Annotated in this window: 12 protein-coding genes; 6 read left to right on the top strand and 6 right to left on the bottom strand. The window is 67.3% G+C overall.

From position 1 onward, the window contains the following. Positions 1–40: 40 nt before the first annotated feature. The 3 genes from AAHS21_RS28790 (at position 41) to AAHS21_RS28780 (ending at position 7,281) form a co-directional block, all read left to right on the top strand. Entirely contained in the window at positions 41–3,352 is a 3,312-nt protein-coding gene (locus AAHS21_RS28790; RefSeq protein WP_342930836.1) for an arabinosyltransferase domain-containing protein, read from the top strand. Continuing rightward, complete coding sequence (locus tag AAHS21_RS28785) at positions 3,349–6,582, top strand: arabinosyltransferase domain-containing protein (RefSeq protein WP_342930835.1); 3,234 nt, start codon at positions 3,349–3,351, stop codon at positions 6,580–6,582. The genes AAHS21_RS28790 and AAHS21_RS28785 overlap by 4 nt, the downstream gene beginning before the upstream one ends. Positions 6,583–6,825: 243 nt before the next feature. Beyond that, a complete protein-coding gene (locus AAHS21_RS28780; RefSeq protein ID WP_342930859.1) occupies positions 6,826–7,281 on the top strand; it encodes a hypothetical protein in 456 nt (151 codons plus the stop codon). A gap of 24 nt (positions 7,282–7,305) precedes the next feature. On the opposite strand, the gene AAHS21_RS28775 is transcribed toward AAHS21_RS28780, so the two are convergent. Next, on the bottom strand, positions 7,306–7,572 hold the full coding sequence (locus AAHS21_RS28775; RefSeq protein WP_342930834.1) for a DUF1918 domain-containing protein: 267 nt from the start codon (positions 7,570–7,572) through the stop codon (positions 7,306–7,308). A 179-nt stretch (positions 7,573–7,751) separates the two neighbouring features. On the opposite strand from AAHS21_RS28775, the gene AAHS21_RS28770 reads away from it, so the two are divergent. Genes AAHS21_RS28770 through AAHS21_RS28760 form a run of 3 tightly spaced genes read left to right on the top strand, consistent with a single transcriptional unit; the run spans position 7,752 to position 10,513 of the window. Next, positions 7,752–8,219: a hypothetical protein gene (locus AAHS21_RS28770; protein ID WP_342930833.1), complete on the top strand. Its 468-nt coding sequence runs from the start codon at positions 7,752–7,754 to the stop codon at positions 8,217–8,219. Between the two features lie 60 nt (positions 8,220–8,279). Beyond that, complete coding sequence (locus AAHS21_RS28765) at positions 8,280–8,678, top strand: FHA domain-containing protein (RefSeq protein WP_342930858.1); 399 nt, start codon at positions 8,280–8,282, stop codon at positions 8,676–8,678. 53 nt (positions 8,679–8,731) lie between these two features. Then, the gene (locus AAHS21_RS28760) at positions 8,732–10,513 is read left to right on the top strand and encodes an acyl-CoA dehydrogenase family protein (protein ID WP_342930832.1); all 1,782 of its coding nucleotides are present in this window, start codon (positions 8,732–8,734) and stop codon (positions 10,511–10,513) included. A 103-nt stretch (positions 10,514–10,616) separates the two neighbouring features. Here the strand turns inward: AAHS21_RS28760 and AAHS21_RS28755 are convergent, their stop codons facing one another. The 5 genes from AAHS21_RS28755 to AAHS21_RS28735 form a co-directional block, all read right to left on the bottom strand. Beyond that, complete coding sequence (locus AAHS21_RS28755) at positions 10,617–11,987, bottom strand: tetratricopeptide repeat protein (RefSeq protein WP_342930831.1); 1,371 nt, start codon at positions 11,985–11,987, stop codon at positions 10,617–10,619. 34 nt (positions 11,988–12,021) lie between these two features. After that, entirely contained in the window at positions 12,022–13,602 is a 1,581-nt protein-coding gene (locus AAHS21_RS28750; protein WP_342930830.1) for an acyl-CoA carboxylase subunit beta, read from the bottom strand. Beyond that, positions 13,602–18,893: a polyketide synthase Pks13 gene (pks13, locus tag AAHS21_RS28745; protein ID WP_342930857.1), complete on the bottom strand. Its 5,292-nt coding sequence runs from the start codon at positions 18,891–18,893 to the stop codon at positions 13,602–13,604. The genes AAHS21_RS28750 and pks13 overlap by 1 nt, the downstream gene beginning before the upstream one ends. A 98-nt stretch (positions 18,894–18,991) precedes the next feature. Continuing rightward, the gene (fadD32, locus tag AAHS21_RS28740) at positions 18,992–20,890 is read right to left on the bottom strand and encodes a long-chain-fatty-acid--AMP ligase FadD32 (RefSeq protein WP_342930829.1); all 1,899 of its coding nucleotides are present in this window, start codon (positions 20,888–20,890) and stop codon (positions 18,992–18,994) included. 314 nt (positions 20,891–21,204) lie between these two features. Further along, entirely contained in the window at positions 21,205–22,221 is a 1,017-nt protein-coding gene (locus tag AAHS21_RS28735) for a cutinase family protein (RefSeq protein ID WP_342930828.1), read from the bottom strand. Positions 22,222–22,235 lie beyond the last annotated feature (14 nt).

The following is a 22,235-nucleotide window of genomic DNA, read 5'->3' as shown; positions in this document are numbered from 1 at the left end:
TCCTCAACCGACAAAGGTGCGTCGCTTACCATCGAACCCCGTGCCCCACGACGAGCGATCGCAGCCGATCCTGCGCTTGGTCGCCGTCGTCGCCGGGCTAGCGGGCCTGCTGTTGTGCCTCGTGGTGCCGTTACTCCCGGTGAAGCAGACCACCGCGACCATTCTGTGGCCGCAGGGCACGGTCGACGGACACATCACTCAGGTCACCTCTCCCCTGGTATCCGGGGCGCCGCGGGCCCTCGACATCTCCATTCCCTGCCCGGCGATGGCCACCCTGCCGGACAGCGGCGGATTAGTGGTCTCGACATTGCCCACCGGCGGAGTGGACCCGGGCAAGAACGGCCTGTTCGTACGGGCCGACAAAGACGTGGTCGTCGTCGCGTTCCGCGACACCGTGGCCGCGGTGGCCAAGCGCTCGGCGATCGGCGCCTGCAGCGTGCTGCACGTCTGGGCCGACGCGGGCGCGGCCGGGGCGGACTTCGTCGGCATCCCCGGCGCCGCCGGCGTCCTACCCGCCGAAAAGAAGCCGCAGGTCGGCGGCATCTTCACCGACCTGAAGGTCGCGCCGCAACCGGGGCTGTCGGCGCGGGTCGACATCGACACCCGCTTCATCACGGCGCCGACGGCGCTCAAGAAGCTGGTGATGGCCGCCGGGGTGCTGGCTGTTCTGGTCGCCATCGTCGCGCTGGCAATGCTGGATCGTCACAGCCGCGGCGGCACCCTGGTCAACTGGCGCTCCCCGGTGGCTTGGCTGTCCCGGTACCGCCCCGGTGCGCAACGGGCCAACTGGTGGCGGGTCGGCTGGGCCGCTTGGCTCAGCGACGTGGGCGTGATCGCGACGCTGCTGTTGTGGCACGTCATCGGCGCCACCTCGTCCGACGACGGCTACAACCTGACCATCGCGCGGGTAGCCCCGAAGGCCGGCTACGTGGCCAACTACTACCGCTACTTCGGCACCACCGAGGCGCCGTTCGACTGGTATCTCGCCGTGCTGTCCAAGCTGGCAGCGGTCAGCACCGCAGGCGTGTGGATGCGGCTGCCGGCCACGCTGGCCGGTATCGCCTGTTGGCTGATCCTCAGCCATTGGGGGCTGCGCCGGCTCGGGCCCGGCAAGGGCGGACTGGGATCCAACACGGTGGCGGTGCTCACCGGTGGCGTGGTGTTCCTGGCCGCGTGGCTGCCGTTCAACAACGGCCTGCGCCCCGAGCCGCTGATCGCGCTCGGCGTGATTGTCACCTGGATGCTGGTGGAGCGCGCAATCGCGCTGCAGCGGCTGGCTCCCGCCGCGGTAGCGATCGTGGTCGCGATGCTCACCGTGACGCTGGCACCGCAGGGGTTGATCGCCGTCGCGGCCCTGTTGACCGGGGCCCGGGCCATCGCGACGATCATCCGGCGCCGACGGGCGACCGACGGGCTGCTCGCGCCGCTGGCCGTGCTGGCGGCGTCGCTGTCGCTGATCCTGGTGGTGGTGTTCCGCAGCCAGACGCTGGCGACGATCGCCGAGTCGGCCCGCATCAAATACAAGGTCGGGCCGACGATCGCGTGGTACCAGGACTGGCTGCGCTACTACTTCCTCACCGTCGAGTCCAACCCCGACGGATCGATGGCGCGGCGCTTCGCGGTCCTGGTGCTGTTTCTCTGCCTGTTCGGCATGCTGATGGTGCTGCTGCGCCGTGGCCGGGTGCAAGGGCTCGCCAGCGGCCCGGCCTGGCGGTTGATCGGCACCACCGCGCTCGGGCTGCTGCTGCTGACGTTCACGCCGACGAAATGGGCGGTGCAGTTCGGCGCGTTCGCCAGCCTGGCCGGAGCGCTCGGCGCGATCACCGCGTTCGCCTTCGCCCGGATCGGTCTGCACAGCCGCCGCAACCTGGCGCTCTATGTGACCGCCCTGCTGTTCGTGCTGGCAGTCGCCACGTCGGGCGTCAACGGCTGGTTCTACGTCGGCAACTACGGGGTGCCGTGGTTCGACATCCAGCCCGTCGTCGCCAGCCACCCGGTGACGACGATGTTCCTGGCGCTGTCGATCGCGACCGGACTGCTGGCCGCCTGGCTGCACTTCCGGATGGACTACGCCGGGCACACCGAGATCAAGGAGAGCCGGCGTAACCGCGTCCTGGCATCCACTCCGCTGTTGATCGTCGCGACGATCATGGTGCTGGGCGAGGTCGGCTCGCTGGCCAAGGGCGCGGTGTTCCGCTACCCGCTCTACACCACGGCCAAGGCCAACCTGGCCGCGCTGGAGTCGGGGCTCTCGAAGACCAGCTGCGCGATGGCCGACGACGTGCTGGCGGAGCCGAACCCTAATCTTGGCCTGCTGCAACCTGTTCCGGGACAGACGTTCGGGCCTGACGGTCCGCTCGGGGGCGTTAACCCGGTCGGGTTCAAACCCGGCGGGGTGGGCGACGACCTGCGGTCCTATCCGGTGGTGACCAAACCCGGGGTGGTGAATTCCGACGCGTCCCCCAACAAGCCCAACGCCGCGATGAGTGACTCCGCGGGGACCGCCGGCGGGAAGGGCCCGGTCGGGGTGAACGGGTCGAACGTGGCCCTGCCGTTCGGCCTCGACCCGGCCCGCACCCCGGTGATGGGCAGCTACGGCGAGAACTCGCTGGCGGCCACCGCCACCTCGTCCTGGTATCAGCTGCCGCCGCGCACACCGGACCGGCCGGTGGTGGTGGTATCCGCCGCGGGCGCCATCTGGTCGTACAAAGAGGACGGCACGTTCACCTACGGGCAGTCGCTGAAACTGCAGTGGGGTGTCACCCGCCCCGATGGGACCACCCAGCCGCTCGCCGAGGTGCAGCCGATCGACATCGGGCCCGAGCCGGCGTGGCGCAATCTGCGCTTCCCACTGACCTGGGCGCCGCCGGAGGCCAACGTGGCCCGCATCGTCGCCTACGACCCGAACCTCAGTGAGGATCAGTGGTTCGCGTTCACGCCGCCGCGGGTCCCGGTGCTGCAGACCCTGCAGCAGCTGATGGGATCGCAGACGCCCGTGCTGATGGACATCGCCACCGCCGCGAACTTCCCGTGCCAGCGGCCGTTCTCCGAACACCTCGGCGTTGCCGAACTTCCCGGCTTCCGCATCCTGCCCGACCACAAGCAGACGGCGTCGTCGTCGAACGGGTGGGAGGCCAGCGAGACCGGCGGGCCGTTCCTGTTCACCCAGGTGATGCTGCGGACGTCGACGATCTCGACCTACCTGCGCGGCGACTGGTATCGCGACTGGGGATCGGTCGAGCAGTATTTCCCGTTGGTGCCGAGTGATCAGGCGCCGGATGCCGTGATCGAACAGGGTGTGATGACCGTGAACGGCTGGAGCCGCCAGGGACCGATTCGGGCGTTGCCATGAGCATCGTCGTCGACAGACCGGCCGAGGCCGCCGCCCGTGACGACGTCCGGGTGACCCGGTGGGTCGCCACGATCGCCGGATTGATCGGCTTCGTATTGGCGGTCGCGACACCGCTGCTGCCCGTCGTGCAGACCACCGCGATGCTGAACTGGCCTCAAAACGGCCAGTTCAATAGCGTCACGGCTCCGCTCATTTCCCAGAGCCCGGTCGACGTGACGGCCACCGTGCCGTGCGACGCGACGCGCGGGCTGCCGCCCGAGGGCGGCGTGGTGCTGAGCACCGCACCCAAGAAGGGGAAGGACGCGGCGCTCAACGCGCTGTTCGTCGTCGTCAACGCCAAGCGCGTCGACGTCACCGACCGCAACGTGGTGATCGCCAGTGCGTCGCGCGCGCAGGTGGAGTCCACACAGTGCCAGCGCATCGAGATAACCTCCACGCGTGCCGGCACTTTCGCCACCTTCGTCGGGCTGACCGACCCGGCCGGCAAGCCGCTCGGCGGCGGATTCAACGACCCCAATTTGCGCCCGCAGATCGTCGGGGTCTTCACCGATCTGAGCGGCCCGGCGCCGCCGGGATTGCGCTTCTCGGCGACCATCGACACCCGGTTCTCCACCACCCCAACGACATTGAAGCTGCTGGCAATGGTCGGCGCGATCCTGTCGACGATCGTCTCGCTGGTCGCGCTGTGGCGACTGGACCAGCTTGACGGTCACCGGATGCACCGGCTGATCCCGACGCGCTGGCGCAAGTTCACCCTCGCCGACGCCACGGTGATCTTCGGGTTCGTGCTGTGGCACGTGATCGGGGCGAACTCGTCGGACGACGGCTACATCCTGGGCATGGCCCGGGTCGCCGATCGCGCCGGCTACATGTCCAACTACTTCCGCTGGTTCGGCAGTCCGGAAGACCCGTTCGGCTGGTACTACAACTTGCTGGCGCTGATGACCCATGTCAGCGACGCCAGCCTGTGGATGCGACTGCCCGACTTGATCGCCGGGCTGGTGTGCTGGCTGCTGCTCTCGCGTGAGGTGCTGCCCCGGCTGGGGCCCGCGGTGACGTCGAGCAAGGCCGCGAACTGGGCGGCGGGCCTGGTCCTGCTGACCGCGTGGATGCCGTTCGACAACGGGCTGCGCCCCGAGCCGATCATCGCGGTGGGTTCGCTGATCACCTACGTGCTGATCGAGCGCTCGATGTGCGCCTCTCGGCTGACCCCGGCGGCGTTGGCGGTGATCACCGCGGCATTCACGCTGGGCGTCCAGCCGACCGGTCTGATCGCGGTGGCCGCGCTGGTCGCCGGTGGCCGTCCGATCCTGCGCATTCTGGTCAAGCGGCATCGCCTGGTCGGCACCTGGCCGCTGGTGGCCCCGATCCTGGCCGCCGGCTTCGTGATCCTCACCGTGGTATTCGCCGACCAGACGCTGTCAACGGTGTTGGAAGCCACCAGGATTCGCACCGACATCGGGCCCAGCCAGGCCTGGTACACCGAGAACCTGCGCTACTACTACCTGATCCTGCCCACCGTCGACGGCTCGCTGTCGCGCCGGTTCGGATTTTTGATCACCGCACTGTGCCTGTTCACCGCGTTGTTCATCATGTTGCGGCGCAAGCGCGTTCCCGGCGTCGCCCGCGGGCCGGCCTGGCGATTGATGGGTGTCATCTTCGGCACCATGTTCTTCCTGATGTTCACCCCGACCAAGTGGGTGCACCACTTCGGGCTGTTCGCCGCGGTAGGCGCGGCAATGGCCGCCCTGACGACGGTGCTGGTGTCGCCGAAGGTGCTGCGCTGGTCGCGCAACCGCATGGCGTTCCTGGCGGCGCTGATGTTCGTGTTGGCCTTGTGCTTTGCCACCACCAACGGTTGGTGGTACGTGTCCAGCTATGGCGTGCCGTTCAACAGTTCGATGCCGAAGGTCGGCGGAATCTCAATCAGTACAATCTTTTTCGCACTCTTCGCGATTACCGCGGTGTACGCGGCGTGGTTACACTTCGCCGACCCGAGCCATGGCGAGGGCCGGCTGGCGCGGGCACTGACGGCCGCGCCGATCCCGATCGCGGCCGGCTTCATGGCGCTGGTGTTCATCGCGTCGATGACGGCCGGCATCGTGCGTCAGTACCCCACCTACTCCAATGCCTGGGACAACCTGCGCGAATTCAGCGGCGGCTGCGGGCTGGCCGACGACGTGCTCGTCGAGCCGGACAGCAATGCCGGCTTCATGGCCCCCGTCAAAACCGCGGAGCCGGGTGATTACGGCCCCTTGGGCCCGCTGGGCGGCGTGAACCCAACGGGATTCAGCCCCAACGGGATACCGGAACGCACCCTGGCCGAAGCGGTGCGGGAGACCGCGGTCCCGCAGCCCGGTACCGATTACGACTGGTACGGGCCGACCAAGCTCACGGCGCCGGGCATCAACGGGTCACTGCTCCCGTTGCCCTACGGGCTGGACCCCGCGCGGGTGCCGGTGGCCGGCAGCTACACCAGCGGTGCGCAACAGCAGAGCAGGCTCACCTCGGCGTGGTACCAGCTGCCGAAGCCGGACGCCGGGCACCCGCTGGTGGTGGTGACCGCCGCGGGCACGATCGCCGGCAACAGCATCCTGCACCACCACACCGCCGGGCAGACCGTGGAACTGGAATTCGGCTTGCCCGGTCCCGGCGGCACCGTGGCGCCGGGCGGCCGGCTGGTGCCGTATGACCTGTACGGGGAGCAGCCGAAGGTGTGGCGCAATCTTCGCTTCGCGCGCTCGGCGATGCCCGCAGACGCCGTCGCGGTGCGAGTGGTGGCCGAGGACCTGTCCCTGACGGCCGACGACTGGATCGCGGTGACCCCCCCGCGGGTGCCGGAACTGCGCTCGTTGCAGGAGTACGTCGGCTCAACGCAGCCGGTGCTGATGGACTGGGCGGTCGGGTTGGCGTTCCCGTGCCAGCAACCGATGTTGCACGTCAACGGTGTCACCGAGATCCCGCGGTTCCGCATCACCCCGGACTACAACGCCAAGAAGCAGGACACCGACACCTGGCAGGACGGCGTCAACGGCGGCCTGCTGGGCATCACCGACCTGCTGCTGCGTGCCCACGTGATGTCGACCTACCTGTCCCACGACTGGGGCCGGGACTGGGGGTCACTGCGCCGGTTCGAGACGATCGCCGACGCCCAGCCCGCGCAGCTCGACTTGGGCACCGCGACGCGCACCGGATGGTGGTCCCCCGGCCCAATCCGGATCAAGCCCTAAATGGGCCCGACGAAAACGGCTGCCTTGCAAGGGTTTTACGAAATGCAGAAGTCATAATTAGTCACCGGTCGAATAAAGCTATTAAATTGGCACAGATGTAATTCGCTGAATTGGTTTAAATTCAGCAAATAAGGGTCAATACCTACTCCGCTGTGATCCGGGTAACACAGCAGAGGAGGGATCGAGGACCTTATGCACACAGGAACACGCCGCGCCGCATACCGGGCGGCATTCATAGCGGCCATGTCGACGGTGGCGACAGCGGGGATCGCCACCGCGGCGGCCGAAGCCGGGACAACAGTCGTTTTGGACAGCAAATTGCGGCGTTGCGATTTCAGTCTGGTAAGTACCGTACCTATGGTGCCGCAATCTGCCCTCGGCACCGGGTCGGTCATTGTCCATTCCGCCGGAGGGAAAGCGATTGCCGAGGTGCACTTGTCGGACGCGCCCGAACCGGGAGCCCATTTCGACGTCGGCTTGATTCAGGAACCCCGGCCGGGGTCGGGTGGCTGTGGTCCCGGGGATCCCGGGACCGCGTTTTCCGGGATGGACACCGACCCCGCCGGCGGCGCAACGGTGACCGTTTCCGACACCATCCGCCCAGGCACGACGGGCGTCTGGGTCGTTATCCAGCGCCCGAATCCGCACTCCCAGAGTCCGGCCGAGTTCTACACCTCGGAGTTCGTCGCGCCGGTCTAAGACCCACTGGCCGGCGCAACACCGTCACTGGTAATGGTGATGCGTCAGCTCCGACTGCATTGCGGCTACCCGTTCGCGTACCTGCTCGTCGGACCGTCGCTGCTCGGCCGCCGTGACGACGATGGCATCCGAACCCGGAAACACCGTTGCCTCGTGGCCACTGGCGAGCCACCGCACCACAAATGGTGGTGCGCCGTTCGCCCCGCGCACCTCGGTGATCAAGCCGCGCTGATCCGTTACCCCGGTCGTGGTGCCCTTGAGCACGAGCCAGTCACCCACGTCGGCCTTCATCGCCGTCTCCCTCGCTCTGTGACCTCTGGGCCGATCATGCGCCCGGCTCGCGCGCTCGGCGAGGGCCGTAAGTCACCACTGACGAATTTCCCAACCGGACGGGACTTCCGTCCCTACCGCAGCACGCCATCGAATGCTGCGATGAGGATGAACATCCAGCACACCACGGAGGCACGGCAATGGACGCTTCACCGCAAGCGCAGGCCAAGACACGCATGTTCGCCCGCGTGCTCGGCCCGTTCCTGGTCATCGTCGACGTCACGGCCGTAGCGCGCGCGTCGGAGATGCAGACGGTCCTTTCAGACTTCGAGGCAAGCCCGCTGTGGTCGTGGGTGGCTGGTGCCTTCATCCTGGCCTTCGGCCTGGTCATCGTGGCGACTCACCAATATTGGAACGGCGCCGCCGCCATCATCGTGTCGCTGACCGGCTGGCTCATCACGCTGCGCGGCGTGCTGCTCTTCGCCTTTCCCAAGGCCTTTGCGACGGCCGCCAACAGCATGATCGGCGCCCAAGGGTGGTGGATGGCGATCTGCGTCGCATTCGCGCTGGTGGGGCTGTACCTGACCTACGCCGGCTGGGTCCCGCTACCGCATCGGCCCGAGCCGCAGACCGTGACCGCCGATCCGCAGTTACCCCGAGCCGCCTGATCGAGCCAAGAGGTAACAATGACCGCGGCAGCAGAACCCATCCCGCAGCGGACCACCCGGATGCCCACTGCGTTACGCAACGGCGTGCCCAGCGACTTCGACGACTCGGCGGCGATCGCGGAGGCAGCCGTCGAGGATATGCGGACGTTGGGAAGCGGGGCGGCCGTCCTGGTGGTGAAACGCGGCCCCAATGCCGGATCGCAGTTTCGATTGAATCAGCCCGTCGTCACGGTCGGCCGGCATCCCGCCAGCGACGTGTTCCTCGACGACATCACGGTCAGCCGCAGGCATGCCGAATTCCGCAGGGAAGACGGCAAATTCCACATCGTCGACCTCGGCAGCCTGAACAAGACCTATCTCAACCGTGAGCCTGTCGACTCGGCTGTGCTCAGCGACGGCGACGAGATCCAGATCGGCAATTTCCGTCTGCTCTTTCTTGTCGGGCCGGTGAAGAGCTGAACCGTACGGCGCAGCGTCTTCACCCGGAGTCCGGGCTGTAATACCGTCGCGGGATGAGCGACTACGACGTTGAGGCCGTGGACCGGCTGCCCTTCTGGACCGAGGAAAAGTCGCGGCGCTACCAGACGGACAACTACACCGGAGCGGTCGGCCTGAACTGGTACCGGACCGACCCCACGCTGCAGTTCACGATGGCCTACTATCTGCGGCCCGATGAATTAGCCGTCGTAGAGCCACATTTGACCAGTATCGGCGAACTGATGGGCGGCCCGGTCGCCCGCTGGGCGGAGGAAACGGACCGCAACCCGCCGCGGCTGGAGCGCTACGACCGGTGGGGACACGACGTCAGCCAGGTCGTCATGCCGACGTCGTTCACCCAGTCCAAGCGCGCGGTATTGGAGGCTCAGCAGGCACTGCGCACCGACGCACGGGCCGCGAAGGTGAGCTCCGGGCTGGCGCTGTTCGCGTCCAACTATCTGCTCAACCAGGCCGACATCGGGATGGGCTGCGCGCTGGGCACCGGCGGCGGCATGGTCCAGTCGCTGGTGGCCGCCTACGCGCCGGCCGACGTGGCCGAGCATGTGCAGGCCAAGTTCGCCTCCGGTGAATGGGCCGGCGAGACCGCGCAGCTGCTGACCGAACGCACCGGCGGCTCCGATCTGGGGATGCTGGAGACGACGGCACGGCGTAGCGGTGACTCGTGGTTGCTCAACGGATTCAAGTGGTTTGCCTCCAACTGCGCTGGCGAGGCATTCGTGGTGATGGCCAAACCGGAGGGCGCGCCCGACTCCACCCGCGGCATCGCCAACTTCCTGGTGCTGCGCACCCGCCGTGACGGTTCGCGCAACGGCGTGCGGGTGCGGCGGCTGAAGGACAAGCTCGGCACCCGCTCGGTGGCGTCCGGCGAGGTCGAGTTCGTCGACGCCGAGGCGTTCCTGTTGTCCGGCGAACCGAGTGGCCCGGATGCTCAGGCGGGCCCCTCCGATGGCAAGGGCCTGGCCCGGATGATGGAGTTGACCAACGCCGCGCGGCTGGGCATCGCGTTGTTCGGGCTGGGCAATGCGCGCCGCGCCCTGGTCGAGTCGCTGTGCTATGCGCGACAGCGGCACGCGTTCGGCGGCGCGTTGATCGACAAGCCGCTGATGCGACGCAAACTGGCCGAGCTGATCGTCGACGTCGAGGCCGCGCAGGCAATGGTTTTCGACGGCACCGGCGCGGCCAACCATCGCCAGCCGCGCAGCGTGCGCCAGCGCGTCGCGGTGCCCGTGACCAAGCTCAAGGTGTGCCGGTTGGGGATCACGGCGGCCTCGGACGCGATCGAGATCCACGGCGGCAACGGCTATATCGAGACCTGGCCGGTGGCAAGGCTGTTGCGCGACGCGCAAGTGAACACGATTTGGGAAGGGCCCGACAATATCCTGTGTCTGGATGTGCGCCGCGGCATCCAGCAGACCCAGGCGCACGAGGCGTTGTTGGCGCGGCTGCACGACGCGGTGTCGGTCTCCGACGACGACGAGACCACCTGCCTGGTCGCCCGCCGGATCGAGGATCTCGACGCGGCGATCACGGCCTGGACCAAACTCGACAGCACCGTCGCCGAGGCGCGACTGTACCCGCTGGCCCAATTCATGGGTGACGTGTACGCGGGGGCGCTGCTGATCGAACAGGCGGCCTGGGAGCGGGAGACCCGCGGCGGTGAGCGCAAGGCGCTGGTGGCCCAGCTTTACGCGCAACGGTATCTGGCCGATCGCGGACCGCTGCGCGGTATCGATGACGAATCCGAGGTGGCATTGGATCGCTTCGACGAGTTGGTGGACGGGGCGCTGCGGATCTAGTGGTCGCCGCCCGCCGGACCCAATTGACGTTTTGCCCGCCTCGCAGCGACAACGGGTGCCGATCGTTCGAGTTGTCGCTCCGACAAGTGAGCGGGGGAGCGGGCTACACCAGTGCGCTGCCATCCCAAAACAAGGGCAAACCGGTCCAGGTGCGGGTGTCGACGAAGCGCAGCATTGTCCGCGACGCTTCCGTGAGTTCGTGGTCTTCGCGGAGCAGCCGCGTGCAATCGTCGATCAGGCGCCGGGTTCGCTGCCCGGCCGTCTCGAATTCGTGCCCCTCCCAGAATCGCCAGGCCAGGAAATACCGCCACAGCAGGGTCTCGTAGGCGTCATTGCCGAGCTCACGAGGACTTCGGGACAACGCCTTCTTCGCAGCCACAATGTTTTCCATCAAATCGGCGCGCTCGCAGCGCTGTTCGTCGGCGTCTTCGGTCACCTTGTCGACCGCGTCGGCATCGAGGTTGCCCGGATCCATCCAGTCTCGGCCCGGCTCCTGGTCGATGTCGCGATCCTCGGATTCCATGTCCACGTACAGATCGAAGGCGAGAGCGCGCACCTCGTCGAGGTCCTGCTCCCATTCGGTGCGCGCTTTTGCACCTTGTTCGCGGGCACCCACGCTCAGCGGGTGCTCCGCGCCAAGGACGCGCGCAAGATCCTCGGTGAGTGGCTCCCACTCGGAGATACGGTCGACGTCGTTAGCTGCGGTTGTCGGCGACCAGAACGCCCGAACGTAACGCGCCCTCAGGGTGGTTTCGTGATCGTGGCCGAGCGCGTTCTCGGCCGTCGTAATCAATTCGTCCAGGCTCTTGAGAACGAAACTGGTTGCGCCGGTGGCTTCGCCGAGCCACCCCAGCCGCGCCAGTTGGGCGGCGAGCGTCTCGGGATGATGCTCTCCCAGGTGCTTGCGGCGGTACATGACCACCCGCATCGCATCCGAACTGGCGCCGAAAGGGTCGCCGAGATCGTAGCGGGCCTGCGCCACCATGTAGATCGCTGAAAGCGTGACTTCATGCTCGACACCGAACGCGCGAGTCTCGGCACCGCACAACCGGACCCAACGCGCCAACCTGCTCCCGGGTTCGTCGCTGGGATACTCGACGTAGGCCAAGACATGACTCGACCGGAGCGTCTCGGGGTGCTCAGCGCCCAGCACGCGGACCATGGCCGGAACCAGTTCTCGTAGGAGGTCAATCGCGCCGGCGTCACCAAGCAGGAACCGCCACCGCGCCACCGCGCCGGCCACCGCGAGAGTGTCCGGGTGTTCGGCTCCGAGTACTTCGCGACGGATATCCAGGAGTGCGCCGGCATCACGAACAGCACCGAGAGTGTCTCCGGTGGCATGGCGGGCCTCGGCCAACGCCAGCAGCGCAACCAACGTGGATTCATGCTGCGGCCCCAGCGCGGTATGCGCCGACTGCCACGTCTGCAGAGCTCCCGTGACGGGATCGGTTGCGTCCCCTGGGCTCTCGGACATGCGCTCCCCCTCTCGCAGGCCCGACGTCCGCCGGCTAGAGCGGAAGCAGACTGTGCTTGCGACCGACGCGGAACCAGATCTGCTTGTCTCGCAACAGATGTAGCGACTTACGGATCAACAGCCGGGTCTGGTGCGGATCGATGACCGCATCGATGAAGCCGCGCTCGGCCGCCGTCCACGGGATCGCCATGTTGAGGTTGTAGCCCTCGATGAAGTCCTTCTTGATCTGCTGCGCCTCGGGCGTCGTCGGGTCGGGGAACCGCTTCATCAGCAGCTGGGCAGCGCCCTCGGCGCCGATCACCGCGATGCGCGCGGTGGGCCAGGCGAAGTTGAAGTCGGCGGTCAGCTGCCGGGATCCCATCACGGCATAGGCGCCGCCGTAGGACTTGCGGATCGTGATCGTGACCTTGGGTACGTCGGCCTCCACGACAGCGGACAGGAACCGGCCGCCGCGTTTGATGATGCCGTTGCGCTCCTGCTCGGCCCCCGGCAAGAAGCCGGGAGTATCGACGACGAAGATGAGCGGGAGCTCGAAGATGTCGCAGAACCGGATGAAACGTGTTGCCTTGTCCGAGGCTTCGTTGTCGATCGACCCGGCCAGGAACATGGGCTGGTTGGCGATCACTCCGACCGGACGCCCGTCGACCCGGGCGAACGCGGTGATGATCGCCGGCCCCTGCTGCGAGGCGACTTCGAGAACATCGCCGTCGTCGAAGATCCGCAGCAGGATCTCGTGCATGTCGTACGCGGCGTTGTCGGAGTCCGGGATGATCGCGTCGAGTTCCAGATCGGTCGCAGTGATCTCGGGCTCCAGCCCAGGATTGACGACCGGCGGTTTGTCGAAGACGTTGGACGGCAGGAATGACAGGAATTCACGGACGTACTGAAACGCCTCGGCCTCGGTGTCGACAACGTGATGAATGTTGCCGTAGCGGGCCTGGACATCGGCGCCACCGAGCTCGTCGAGCGTGATCTCCTCGCCGGTGACTTCCTTGATCACGTCGGGCCCGGTGACGAAGAAGTAGCCCTGGTCGCGCACCGCGACGAGGAGATCGTCCTGGATCGGCGAATACACCGCTCCCCCGGCGCATTTGCCGAAGATGAGGGAGATCTGGGGCACGATCCCGGACAGCGCTTCGTGACGGCGGCCCAGCTCGGCGTACCACGCCAGCGAGGTGACCGCGTCCTGGATGCGGGCACCACCGGAGTCCTGGATGCCGATGATGGGGCAGCCGACCATCGCGCACCACTCCATCAGCCGGGCCACCTTGCGGCCGAACATCTCGCCGACGGTGCCCTGGAAGACGGTCTGGTCGTGGGAGAACACCCCGACCGGCCGCCCGTCGATCATGGCGTGGCCGGTGATGCAGCCGTCGCCGTAGAGCGCGTTGGGGTCGTTCGGGGTCTTAGCCAGCGCCCCGACCTCCAGGAAGGTGCCCGGGTCGACCAGTGCGTGGATGCGGGACCGGGCGCTGGGGATGCCCTTCGCGTCGCGCTTGGCGGCGGCCTTCTCGCCGCCGGGCTCCTTGGCCAGTTCCAGACGAGCGTTGAGCTCGGCCAGCTTCTCGGCCGTGGTGTGGACGACAGGAGCCGGCCCAGGCGCTACATCCGTCACTACTTGCCTACCTCACTTGTCCGGCGGTGGTCTGCCTCGACCTTGTTCAGCGCCTGGGTCATATGCGCACCCACCTTGGCGATGATCGGCTCGTCGATGGCCTGAATGTGCTCACCACCGATCGGCACGACCTCAAGGTCGGCGACATACTCGCCCCAACCGCCGTCCGGCTGCCGAACGGCGTATCGCGGCTCGAACATGATCGCGTCGTCATGGTAGCGATCGGCCATATAGAGGGTCACATGCCCGTCGTAAGGCTGGATCTCGGCGGTGTCGATGGCCCGGTTGTCCAGGTACGACGTGCGCTGGTGCTCGATGATCCCGGCCGGGATCTGCACCCCGCTCTGGCTGACGGCCTCCAGCACGAACCGGATCTGACCCTCGTCGTCGAGCTCCTCGAGCTGCTCGTACGGGATCGCCGGGATGGTGACCTGGAAGGTCTTCTCGGCGAAGCGGGCGTAGCGGTCCCAGCGAGCGCGGACCTCTTCCTTGGTCTGCGGGACGTCTTCGCCGGCGCGCACCGCGTCGATCAGGCCCACCCAGGCGACGTCCTTGCCCATCTTCTTGAGTCCGATCGCGCAGGCGTAGGCCAGCACCCCGCCCAGCGACCAGCCGGCCAGGATGTAGGGCCCGTCGCCCTGCATCTCGATCAGCTTCGGAACGTATTGCGCCGCACGTTCTTCGATCGTGCCCTCGACGCGCTCCAGCCCATACATCGGAGTGTCCGCGGGCAACCGGTTGAGCAGCGGCTCGTACACCACCGTCGATCCGCCGGCGGGGTGGAAGACGAACACCGGTGGCTTGGTCGAGCCCTCGACCGGCGCCCGCAGCGTGCGCACGAACCCGTCGACGGTGCCGGCCTCCAAGTACTGGCGCACCTTCTCGGCCAGCGCCTCGATGTTCTGCGAGCTCACCACGTCCTCGGCGGTGATCGGCCCTTCGGCGCGCTCGGAAAGCCGTTCGGCCAGCTTGGCGGCACTGGCGTCGTCCAGTTTGGGCAGCGGGTTGAAGATGCCACCCGGGGACTTGCCGGTGACGATCGCCCAGGTGGCGAAGGTGACCCGCTCGGCGGCATCGCGCGGCGGCACATCGGAGTTCAGCGCCTTGGCGACCGCCTCGGAGTTGAGCGCTTCGGCCGCGCCGGCCAGGTTCGGCTTGGCGCCGTTGGCGACTCCGTTGCCCGTCGGGCCGGACGGATCGGTCGGCGCCGGCGGAATCGCCACATCCGACGGCGGCGCAGCCGGCTGGGTCTGCGGCTCAGCCTGCGGATCCGGCGCGGGAGCGGCCAGCGATTCCGGCGTTGCGCCGCTGAGCAACCCGGCCTGCACCCGCGCGATCTCCTCGGCCGTCTGGGTCTTCTGGTGCTCGTGCAGCTGCTCGACCTCGTCGCGGTGCTCGATCGCGTACTCGATCAGCTTCTCGACGTTGTAGAGGTTGGCGTCACGCACCGCCGTCAATTGGATTGGCGGCAGGTCGAAGTCGTACTCGACGCGGTTCTTGATCCGCACCGCCATCAACGAGTCCAGCCCCAGCTCGATCAGCGGGACCTCCCACGGCAGGTCCTCGGGCTCGTAACCCATCGCGGCGCCGACGATCGCGCCCAGGCGATCGGCGATGGTCTCACCGGAATCCGGTGACCACTTGACGAAGTCGGACGGCATGTAGCGGTTGGTCAGGCTGTCCGACAGCGTCTCCGCGTCGACGGCCTCTTCGACAGGCGCCGCGACCGGTGCCTGCGTCAATCCCGATTCGGCCACTGGTGCAATCGCGGCACCCGCGCCCACCGCGGTGGGCAATGCGCCCACGGCCGCACCCGCCCGCGCGACCAGCGCGTCGTAGACCAACGTGAACGACTCGTCGATGCGGGCATGCACCTGCACCGAGGCGCCGCCGGGATGCCGCGTCATCGTCGTCACCAGCCGGGCACCCTCGCCCGGCACCGCGCGCTGCTCGGCCGCCGTCATCTGCGCGTCCGGAATCACTTGAGCGGCAGCGGCTCTCACCAACGCGGCCAGGTCTGCCGTCTCGCCCCGGGGTGCGAACTCCCAAACGTGGCGGCCATCCGGCAATGCGACGTGCGTGCCGGGCATGATGATCGAGCCGTCTCCGCTGAAGTGCGCGTCCAGCCAGTGTTCTTTGCGCTTGAACCGGGTCGGCGGAATGTTGGCGTAGTCCCAGGGCCCCTTGGCGGGGGTGAACATCGTCCGGATGTCCAGGTCGTGTCCGTAGACGTAGAGCTGCGCCAAGGTCGACGTGATCGACTCGACCTCGTCCTGCTTGCGGGCCAGCGTCGGAATCAGCTGGGCGTCATGCAATCCGGCCGATGCCGTGGTCAGACCCACCTGCATCAGCGCCACCGGGTTGGGCGCCAACTCCAGGAACGTGGTGTGCCCGCTGTCGACGGCGTTGCGGATGCCGTGGGTGAAGTAGACGCTGTGCCGCAGCCCCTTCTTCCAATAGTCGACGTCGTGGATCGGCTCCGAGCCGGGCTTGATGTAGCTGCCCTCGTGCACGGTCGAGTAGATCCCGGCCGTGGGGCTCATCGGCTTGATGCCCTGCAGCTCCGCGGCCAGCTCGCCGAGCAGCGGGTCCATCTGCGAGGTGTGGCTGGCGCCCTTGGTCTGGAACTTGCGGGCGAACTTGCCCTCGGATTCCGCGCGGGCGATGATCGCGTCCACTTGCTCGGGCGGTCCGCCGATGACGGTCTGGGTCGGCGCGGCGTAGACGCACACCTCCAGGTCCGGAAAGTCGGAGAACACCGTCTTGATCTCGTCGGCGGAGTACTCCACCAGCGCCATCAGCCGGATGAACTCGCCGAACAGCATCGACTCGCCCTCGCCCATCAGGTGCGAACGCGAGCAGATCGCCCGGGTCGCGTCGCGCAGCGACAAGCCGCCGGCGAAGTAGGCCGACGCGGCCTCACCCAGCGACTGTCCCACTACCGCAGCGGGTTTGGCACCGTGATGCTTGAGCAGCTCACCCAGCGCGATCTGGATCGCGAAGATGGTGACCTGCGTGGTCTCGATGCCGTAGTCCTGCGAGTCGTCCAGGATCAGCTCGAGCACCGAATAGCCGAGCTCGTCCTGCACCAGGGCGTCGACCTTCTCGATCCACTCGGCGAACACCGGGTTGCGCAGGTACAGGTTTTTGCCCATCTTGCGGTGCTGGGCACCGAATCCGGCGAGCACCCACACCGGGCCGTTGGTTACCGGGCCGTCCACACTGAACACGTTGGGCCGTTGCTTGCCCTCGGCGACCGCGCGCAAGCCCTTGATGGCTTCCTCGTGGTCGTGGGCCAGCACCACCGCCCGCGAGCGGCCGTGGTTGCGCCGCGACAGCGATCGGCCGATCGACTCCAGGGACGCCGCCTGCCCCTCGGGGCTTTCCATCCAGTCCGCCAGTTCGGCCGCGGCGGCCTTCTTGCGCGAGGTCAAAAACGCCGACACCGCAAGCGGGATCAGCGGCTTGGTGGGCTCTGACTCCTGTTGCGCCGCAAGCTCTTCCAGCGCAGCCGCTTTGAGCTCCAGCGCCTCGTCGGTGACGCCCGGCAGCTCGGGCTCGAAATCGGGGATCTCGTACTCGTCGGTGATGATGTTGCCGAAGTCGTCGAACCGCAGCGAGTGCGATTCCTGCGTGGGCGCCTCGGTCGGGTCGGCACCGGGCGCGGCCGGTGCGATGACCTGCGCCCGGGCCTCGGGCTCTTTGAGGTCGCGGGGCAACAGCTCGCGAACCACCACGTGCGAGTTGGCGCCACCGAAGCCGAAGCTCGACACACCGGCCAGCGCATAGCCGCCGTAGCGCGGCCAATCGGTCGCGCTGTCAACGAATTTCAGGTGAGTGCCCTCGAAGTCGATGTACGGGCTGGGCCCGGCGAAGTTGATCGACGGCGGCAGCTTGTTGTGCTGCAACGACAACACGACCTTGGCCAGACTGGCCGCACCGGCGGCCGACTCCAGGTGTCCCACATTGGTTTTGATCGCACCCAGCAGCGCGGGGCGGTCGGCGGTCCGGCCGCGGCCGACCACCCGGCCCAGTGCTTCGGCCTCGATCGGGTCACCCAGGACGGTGCCGGTGCCGTGCGCCTCGATGTAGTCGACGTTGCGCGGATCGATCCCGGCGTCCTTGTACGCCCGGCGCAGCACCTCGGCCTGGGCATCCTGGTTGGGGGCGATCAGGCCGTTGGACCGGCCGTCGTGGTTGACCGCGCTGCCGGCGATGACGGCCAGAATCTGGTCGCCGTCACGACGGGCGTCAGCGACCCGCTTGAGCACGAACATGCCGCCGCCCTCGGAGCGGGTGTATCCGTCGGCGTCGGCGGAGAACGACTTGATCCGGCCATCGGGCGACAACACCGCGCCGATCTCGTCGAAACCCAGCGTCGCCAGCGGCGTGAGCAGTGCGTTGACACCACCGGCCAGCGCCACGTCGCATTCGCCGTTGCGCAGCGCCTGCACCGCCTGATGGGTGGCCACCAGCGAGCTCGAGCAGGCGGTGTCCAGCGCGACCGAGGGGCCGCGGAAGTCATAGAAGTAGGACACCCGGTTGGCGATGATCGAGTTCGCGGTACCGGTAATCGCATACGGGTGCGCGACCGTCGGGTCGGACACCGCCAGGAACTGGTAGTCGTGGTTGGAGAAACCGACATATACGCCGACAGCCTCGCCGCGCAGGCTGGACGCCGGGATGCGGGCGTGCTCGAGGGCCTCCCAGGTCAGCTCGAGCGCCAGCCGCTGCTGCGGGTCGATGTTGTCGGCCTCGGTCTTGGCGATGGCGAAAAACTCCGAGTCGAATCCCTTGACGTCCTTGAGGTAACCGCCGCGGGTGCGGGCCTTGGCGACCAGTGCGGCGATACGCGGCTCTTCGAGGAACTCCGACCAGCGGCCCTCGGGCAGATCGGTGATCGCGTCGCGGCCCTCCATCAGGGCCTGCCAGGTTTCCTCGGGGCTGTTCATGTCGCCGGGCAGCCGGGTGGACAGCCCGACGATCGCGATGTCGACACGTTCGGCCGGACCGGTGCGGGTCCAGTCAACTTCGCCGGCGTCGTCGGGGCGTTCGGGTTCGCCCTCGATGATGCGGGTGGCCAGCGACTCGATGGTCGGATGCTGGAAGGCCACCGCGACCGACAGCGTGACACCGGTCATGTCCTCGATGTCGGCGGCCATCGCCACCGCGTCGCGCGAGGACAGGCCCAGTTCCACCATCGGGATCGACTCGTCGATCGCGTCGGGTGACTGCCCGACGGCCCGGCCCACCCAGTTGCGCAGCCATTCGCGCATCTCGGGGACCGTCATGGTCTTCTTGGCGGGTACGTCCCCGCCCGGACCGTCGGCGGCCGCGTGGTCGGAGTTGTCGGGCAGGTCAGGTTCGGTGTCAGCCATGGTTCCTGATTTCAGTCTGTAGCACTGGCAAAAGCGTCTGGGGATCCGATGCCGCTGCGCAGGCTGCCGTCGAGGTAGGCGGCGCGGCAGGCACGGTGTCCGATCTTGCCGCTGGAGGTGCGGGGAATCGTCCCCGACTGCACCAGCAGCAAGTCACGGACGGTGACCCCGTGCCGGACGGCAATGGCCGCCCGGATGTCGTCGGCGATGGGCTGGTAGTCGAGCTTGTGGGAGCCCGCGGCGCGCTCCGCCACGATCACCAGCTGCTCGGAGGTGTCGTCGGGGTCGTACTTGAGCCCGGTGTGCGGGTTGTCGAAAACTTCCTGCGGCAGTTGGTTGGCCGGCACCGAGAACGCGGCGACGTATCCGGTGCGCAGCGCCTTGCTGGCCTCCTGCGCCGAGTACTCGAGGTCCTGCGGGTAGTGGTTGCGGCCGTCGATGATGACCAGGTCCTTGATGCGGCCCGCTATATAAAGGTGGCCGTTGAAGTAGGTGCCGTAGTCGCCGGTGCGCACCCACAGCCCATCATCCTCGGCACCCTCGGCGTGGGACTCGCTGATCCGCGACTTGAGGATGTTGCGGAAGACCTCGGTGCTCTCGGCTTCCTTACCCCAGTAGCCGGTGCCCAGGTTCTTGCCGTGTAGCCAGATCTCGCCGATCTGGCCGTCCGGCAGCTCGCTGGCGGTGTCGGGATCGACGATGACGGCCCACTCGTCGACGCCGATGACGCCGGCCGATACCTGTGCGACGGCGTTCGGCGAGTCCGCGGCCACCTCGACGAAGCGCTGCTTGTTCAGCTCGTCACGGTCGACGTGGATGACGGTGGGCGCCTCGTCCATCGGCGTGGTGGACACGAACAACGTCGCCTCGGCCAGACCGTAGGACGGCTTGATCGCGGTCTTGCGCAGACCGTACGGCTCGAACGCCTCGTAGAACTTGCGCATCGACGCCGGGGACACCGGTTCGCTGCCATTGAGGATGCCCTTGACGTTGCTCAGGTCCAGCGGCGGCTCACCTTCCTTGGGGACACCGCGCACGGCGGCGTGCTCGAACGCGAAGTTCGGCGCCACGGTGAAGACCTCACAGTCCGGCCCATCCTCGGGCTTGCGTGCCATCTCCCGGATCCAGCGGCCGGGCCGGCGCACGAAGGCGGCCGGGGTCATGAACGTGAAGTGGTGGCCGAGCACCGGTGACAACAGCGCGGTGATCAGACCCATGTCGTGGAAGAACGGCAGCCAGGACAGGCCGCGGTCGCCGTCCTTGCCTTCCAGGCCGTTGAGCACCTGCAGCACGTTGGTGGGCAGGTTCAAGTGGGTGATCTGCACGCCGGTCGGGGTGCGGGTGGACCCGGAGGTGTACTGCAGGTAGGCGATCGTATTCTCGTCCGCTTCCGGCTCGATCCAGGTGGCGGCTACCTCGTCGGGCACCGCGTCGACGGCGATGACGCGCGGCCGCTCCTTGGCCGCCCGGGCCCGGATGAACTTGCGGACGCCTTCGGCGGCCTCGGTGGTGGTCAGGATTGTCGAGGGCGTGCAGTCGTCGAGCACGGCGTGCAACCGGCCGACGTGGCCCGGCTCGCTGGGATCGAACAGCGGCACCGCGATCCGGCCGGCATACAGCGCGCCGAAGAAGGCGATGAGGTAGTTCAGGTTCTGCGGGCAGAGGATCGCGATGCGGTCACCGGGCTCGGTGACCTGCTGCAGCCGGGCGCCCACGGCGCGGTTGCGGGCGCTGAAGTCGCGCCACACGATGTCGCGGTAGACACCGTCGCGTTCGGTGGAGTAGTCGACGAAGCGGTAAGCCAGCCTCTCGCCGCGCACCTTCGCCCACTTCTCAACATGCTTGACCAAGTTCGTGTTATCCGGGAACTTGATTCGACCGTTCACGATGAACGGGTTGTGGTACGCCATGCCGCCCTCTCCTGTTACACACTCGCCGGTCAGTTACTCCGGCGGTTCTGGTGTCGGCGTTGCCGACAATGTTCTCTGCGCGCGGGCCGGCCTCGTACGCGGCGCAAACTTGCGCCGGTCCGGCCGAGCTTCACCCGGTCGGGAACCACCAAACTCTTATCGCTCTTAGTTTTCTCTTAATGTTAGGCGGCAGCGCGCGGCAGACCAAATCTCAAGGTACCGCCGATTGCCCTCGGCACCGCCTACCTAACTGCTGTGTCCCCGTGCCCAGCTCGCCGGCTCTGTCTTGGCAATGTGCAAGGCGACCCGGGCGGCTACCCGTGCTTGGGGTGTGGCGCGTTTGCGATGAGATTACGCGCCCAGTTCAATGTCCAATCCGTGGAGGTGGCGCCGTCCAGATTCCAGAACTGGGGGGTGGCGTACATCGCGTGGACCGGCTGGCCCGCCCCGCCGGCCAGCGTGTTGAGCGTATTCGGCAGGTTCGCGACGTTGAACGCCTCGTCCGGAGCCGCGCAGATCAGGTCGCCGGCCGCGCAGATCTCGTTGGTCTTGCTGTTGAGGTCGCCGAAGCCACCGGGCCGCGGGCCAGTCATGGTCAGACCCAGCCCGGACAGCACCGGCACCTCGTGCAGGGTGACCTCCGCGCCCTGGCCCGGCGGGTTCGGCCCGATGTCGTTGCCCACCCCCTGCTGGCGACGGCCGTCGGCGATCAACGTCACACCCAACACCAGGTCGTCGTCGACGGGTCCGCGCCCATTGCCGATATCGCTGGCGATATCACCGGCGATCACCGCGCCCTGCGAGAAGCCGACCAGCACGTAGCTGGTCAGCGGGCATTTGTTGTTCATATCGGTCAGCGCTTGGATCGTCGCGCGGGTGCCTTCGGCCCGGCTGTCGTTGTACGACATCTGCTTGACGCCGCCCAGCGGATTGTTGAATTGCGCCGTATAGGGGACGGTGAACGTCTGCAACCGCGACGACGGGAACTGCTGGGCGATCGCCAGGGTGTCTGGGTGCAACAACGCATTCGGGAACTGCATCGGGTTGAGCGGATCGTCGGTCGGCGACGACTCCCAGGTGCCGGGAACGATGATCATTTGCACGTCCGGGCAGGAGGCGTCCTGGGAGGCCGGCCGCGGCTTGTGCGGATGTGTCGTCGTCGAGGAAGGCGGCAGAATGCCCGGCGGGACAGCGCTGGGCGGCGCTTCGGTACTGCGCAGCATCGTCACCACGGCCACGATGACCAGCAGCACGACGCCGGCCATGGACAGCGCGGCCACCCAGGCGAGAATTCGGCGGCGCTTGCGCAGCCGCTGGGCATTCGAGGTCATGTTCTCCTGCTAGC

It is taken from the genome of Mycobacterium sp. 050272, assembly GCF_039023525.1.
In the GTDB taxonomy this organism is placed as follows: Bacteria; Actinomycetota; Actinomycetes; order Mycobacteriales; family Mycobacteriaceae; genus Mycobacterium.
Note: the sequence above shows the minus strand (reverse complement) of the source record. Positions and strands in the feature narration are given on the sequence as shown.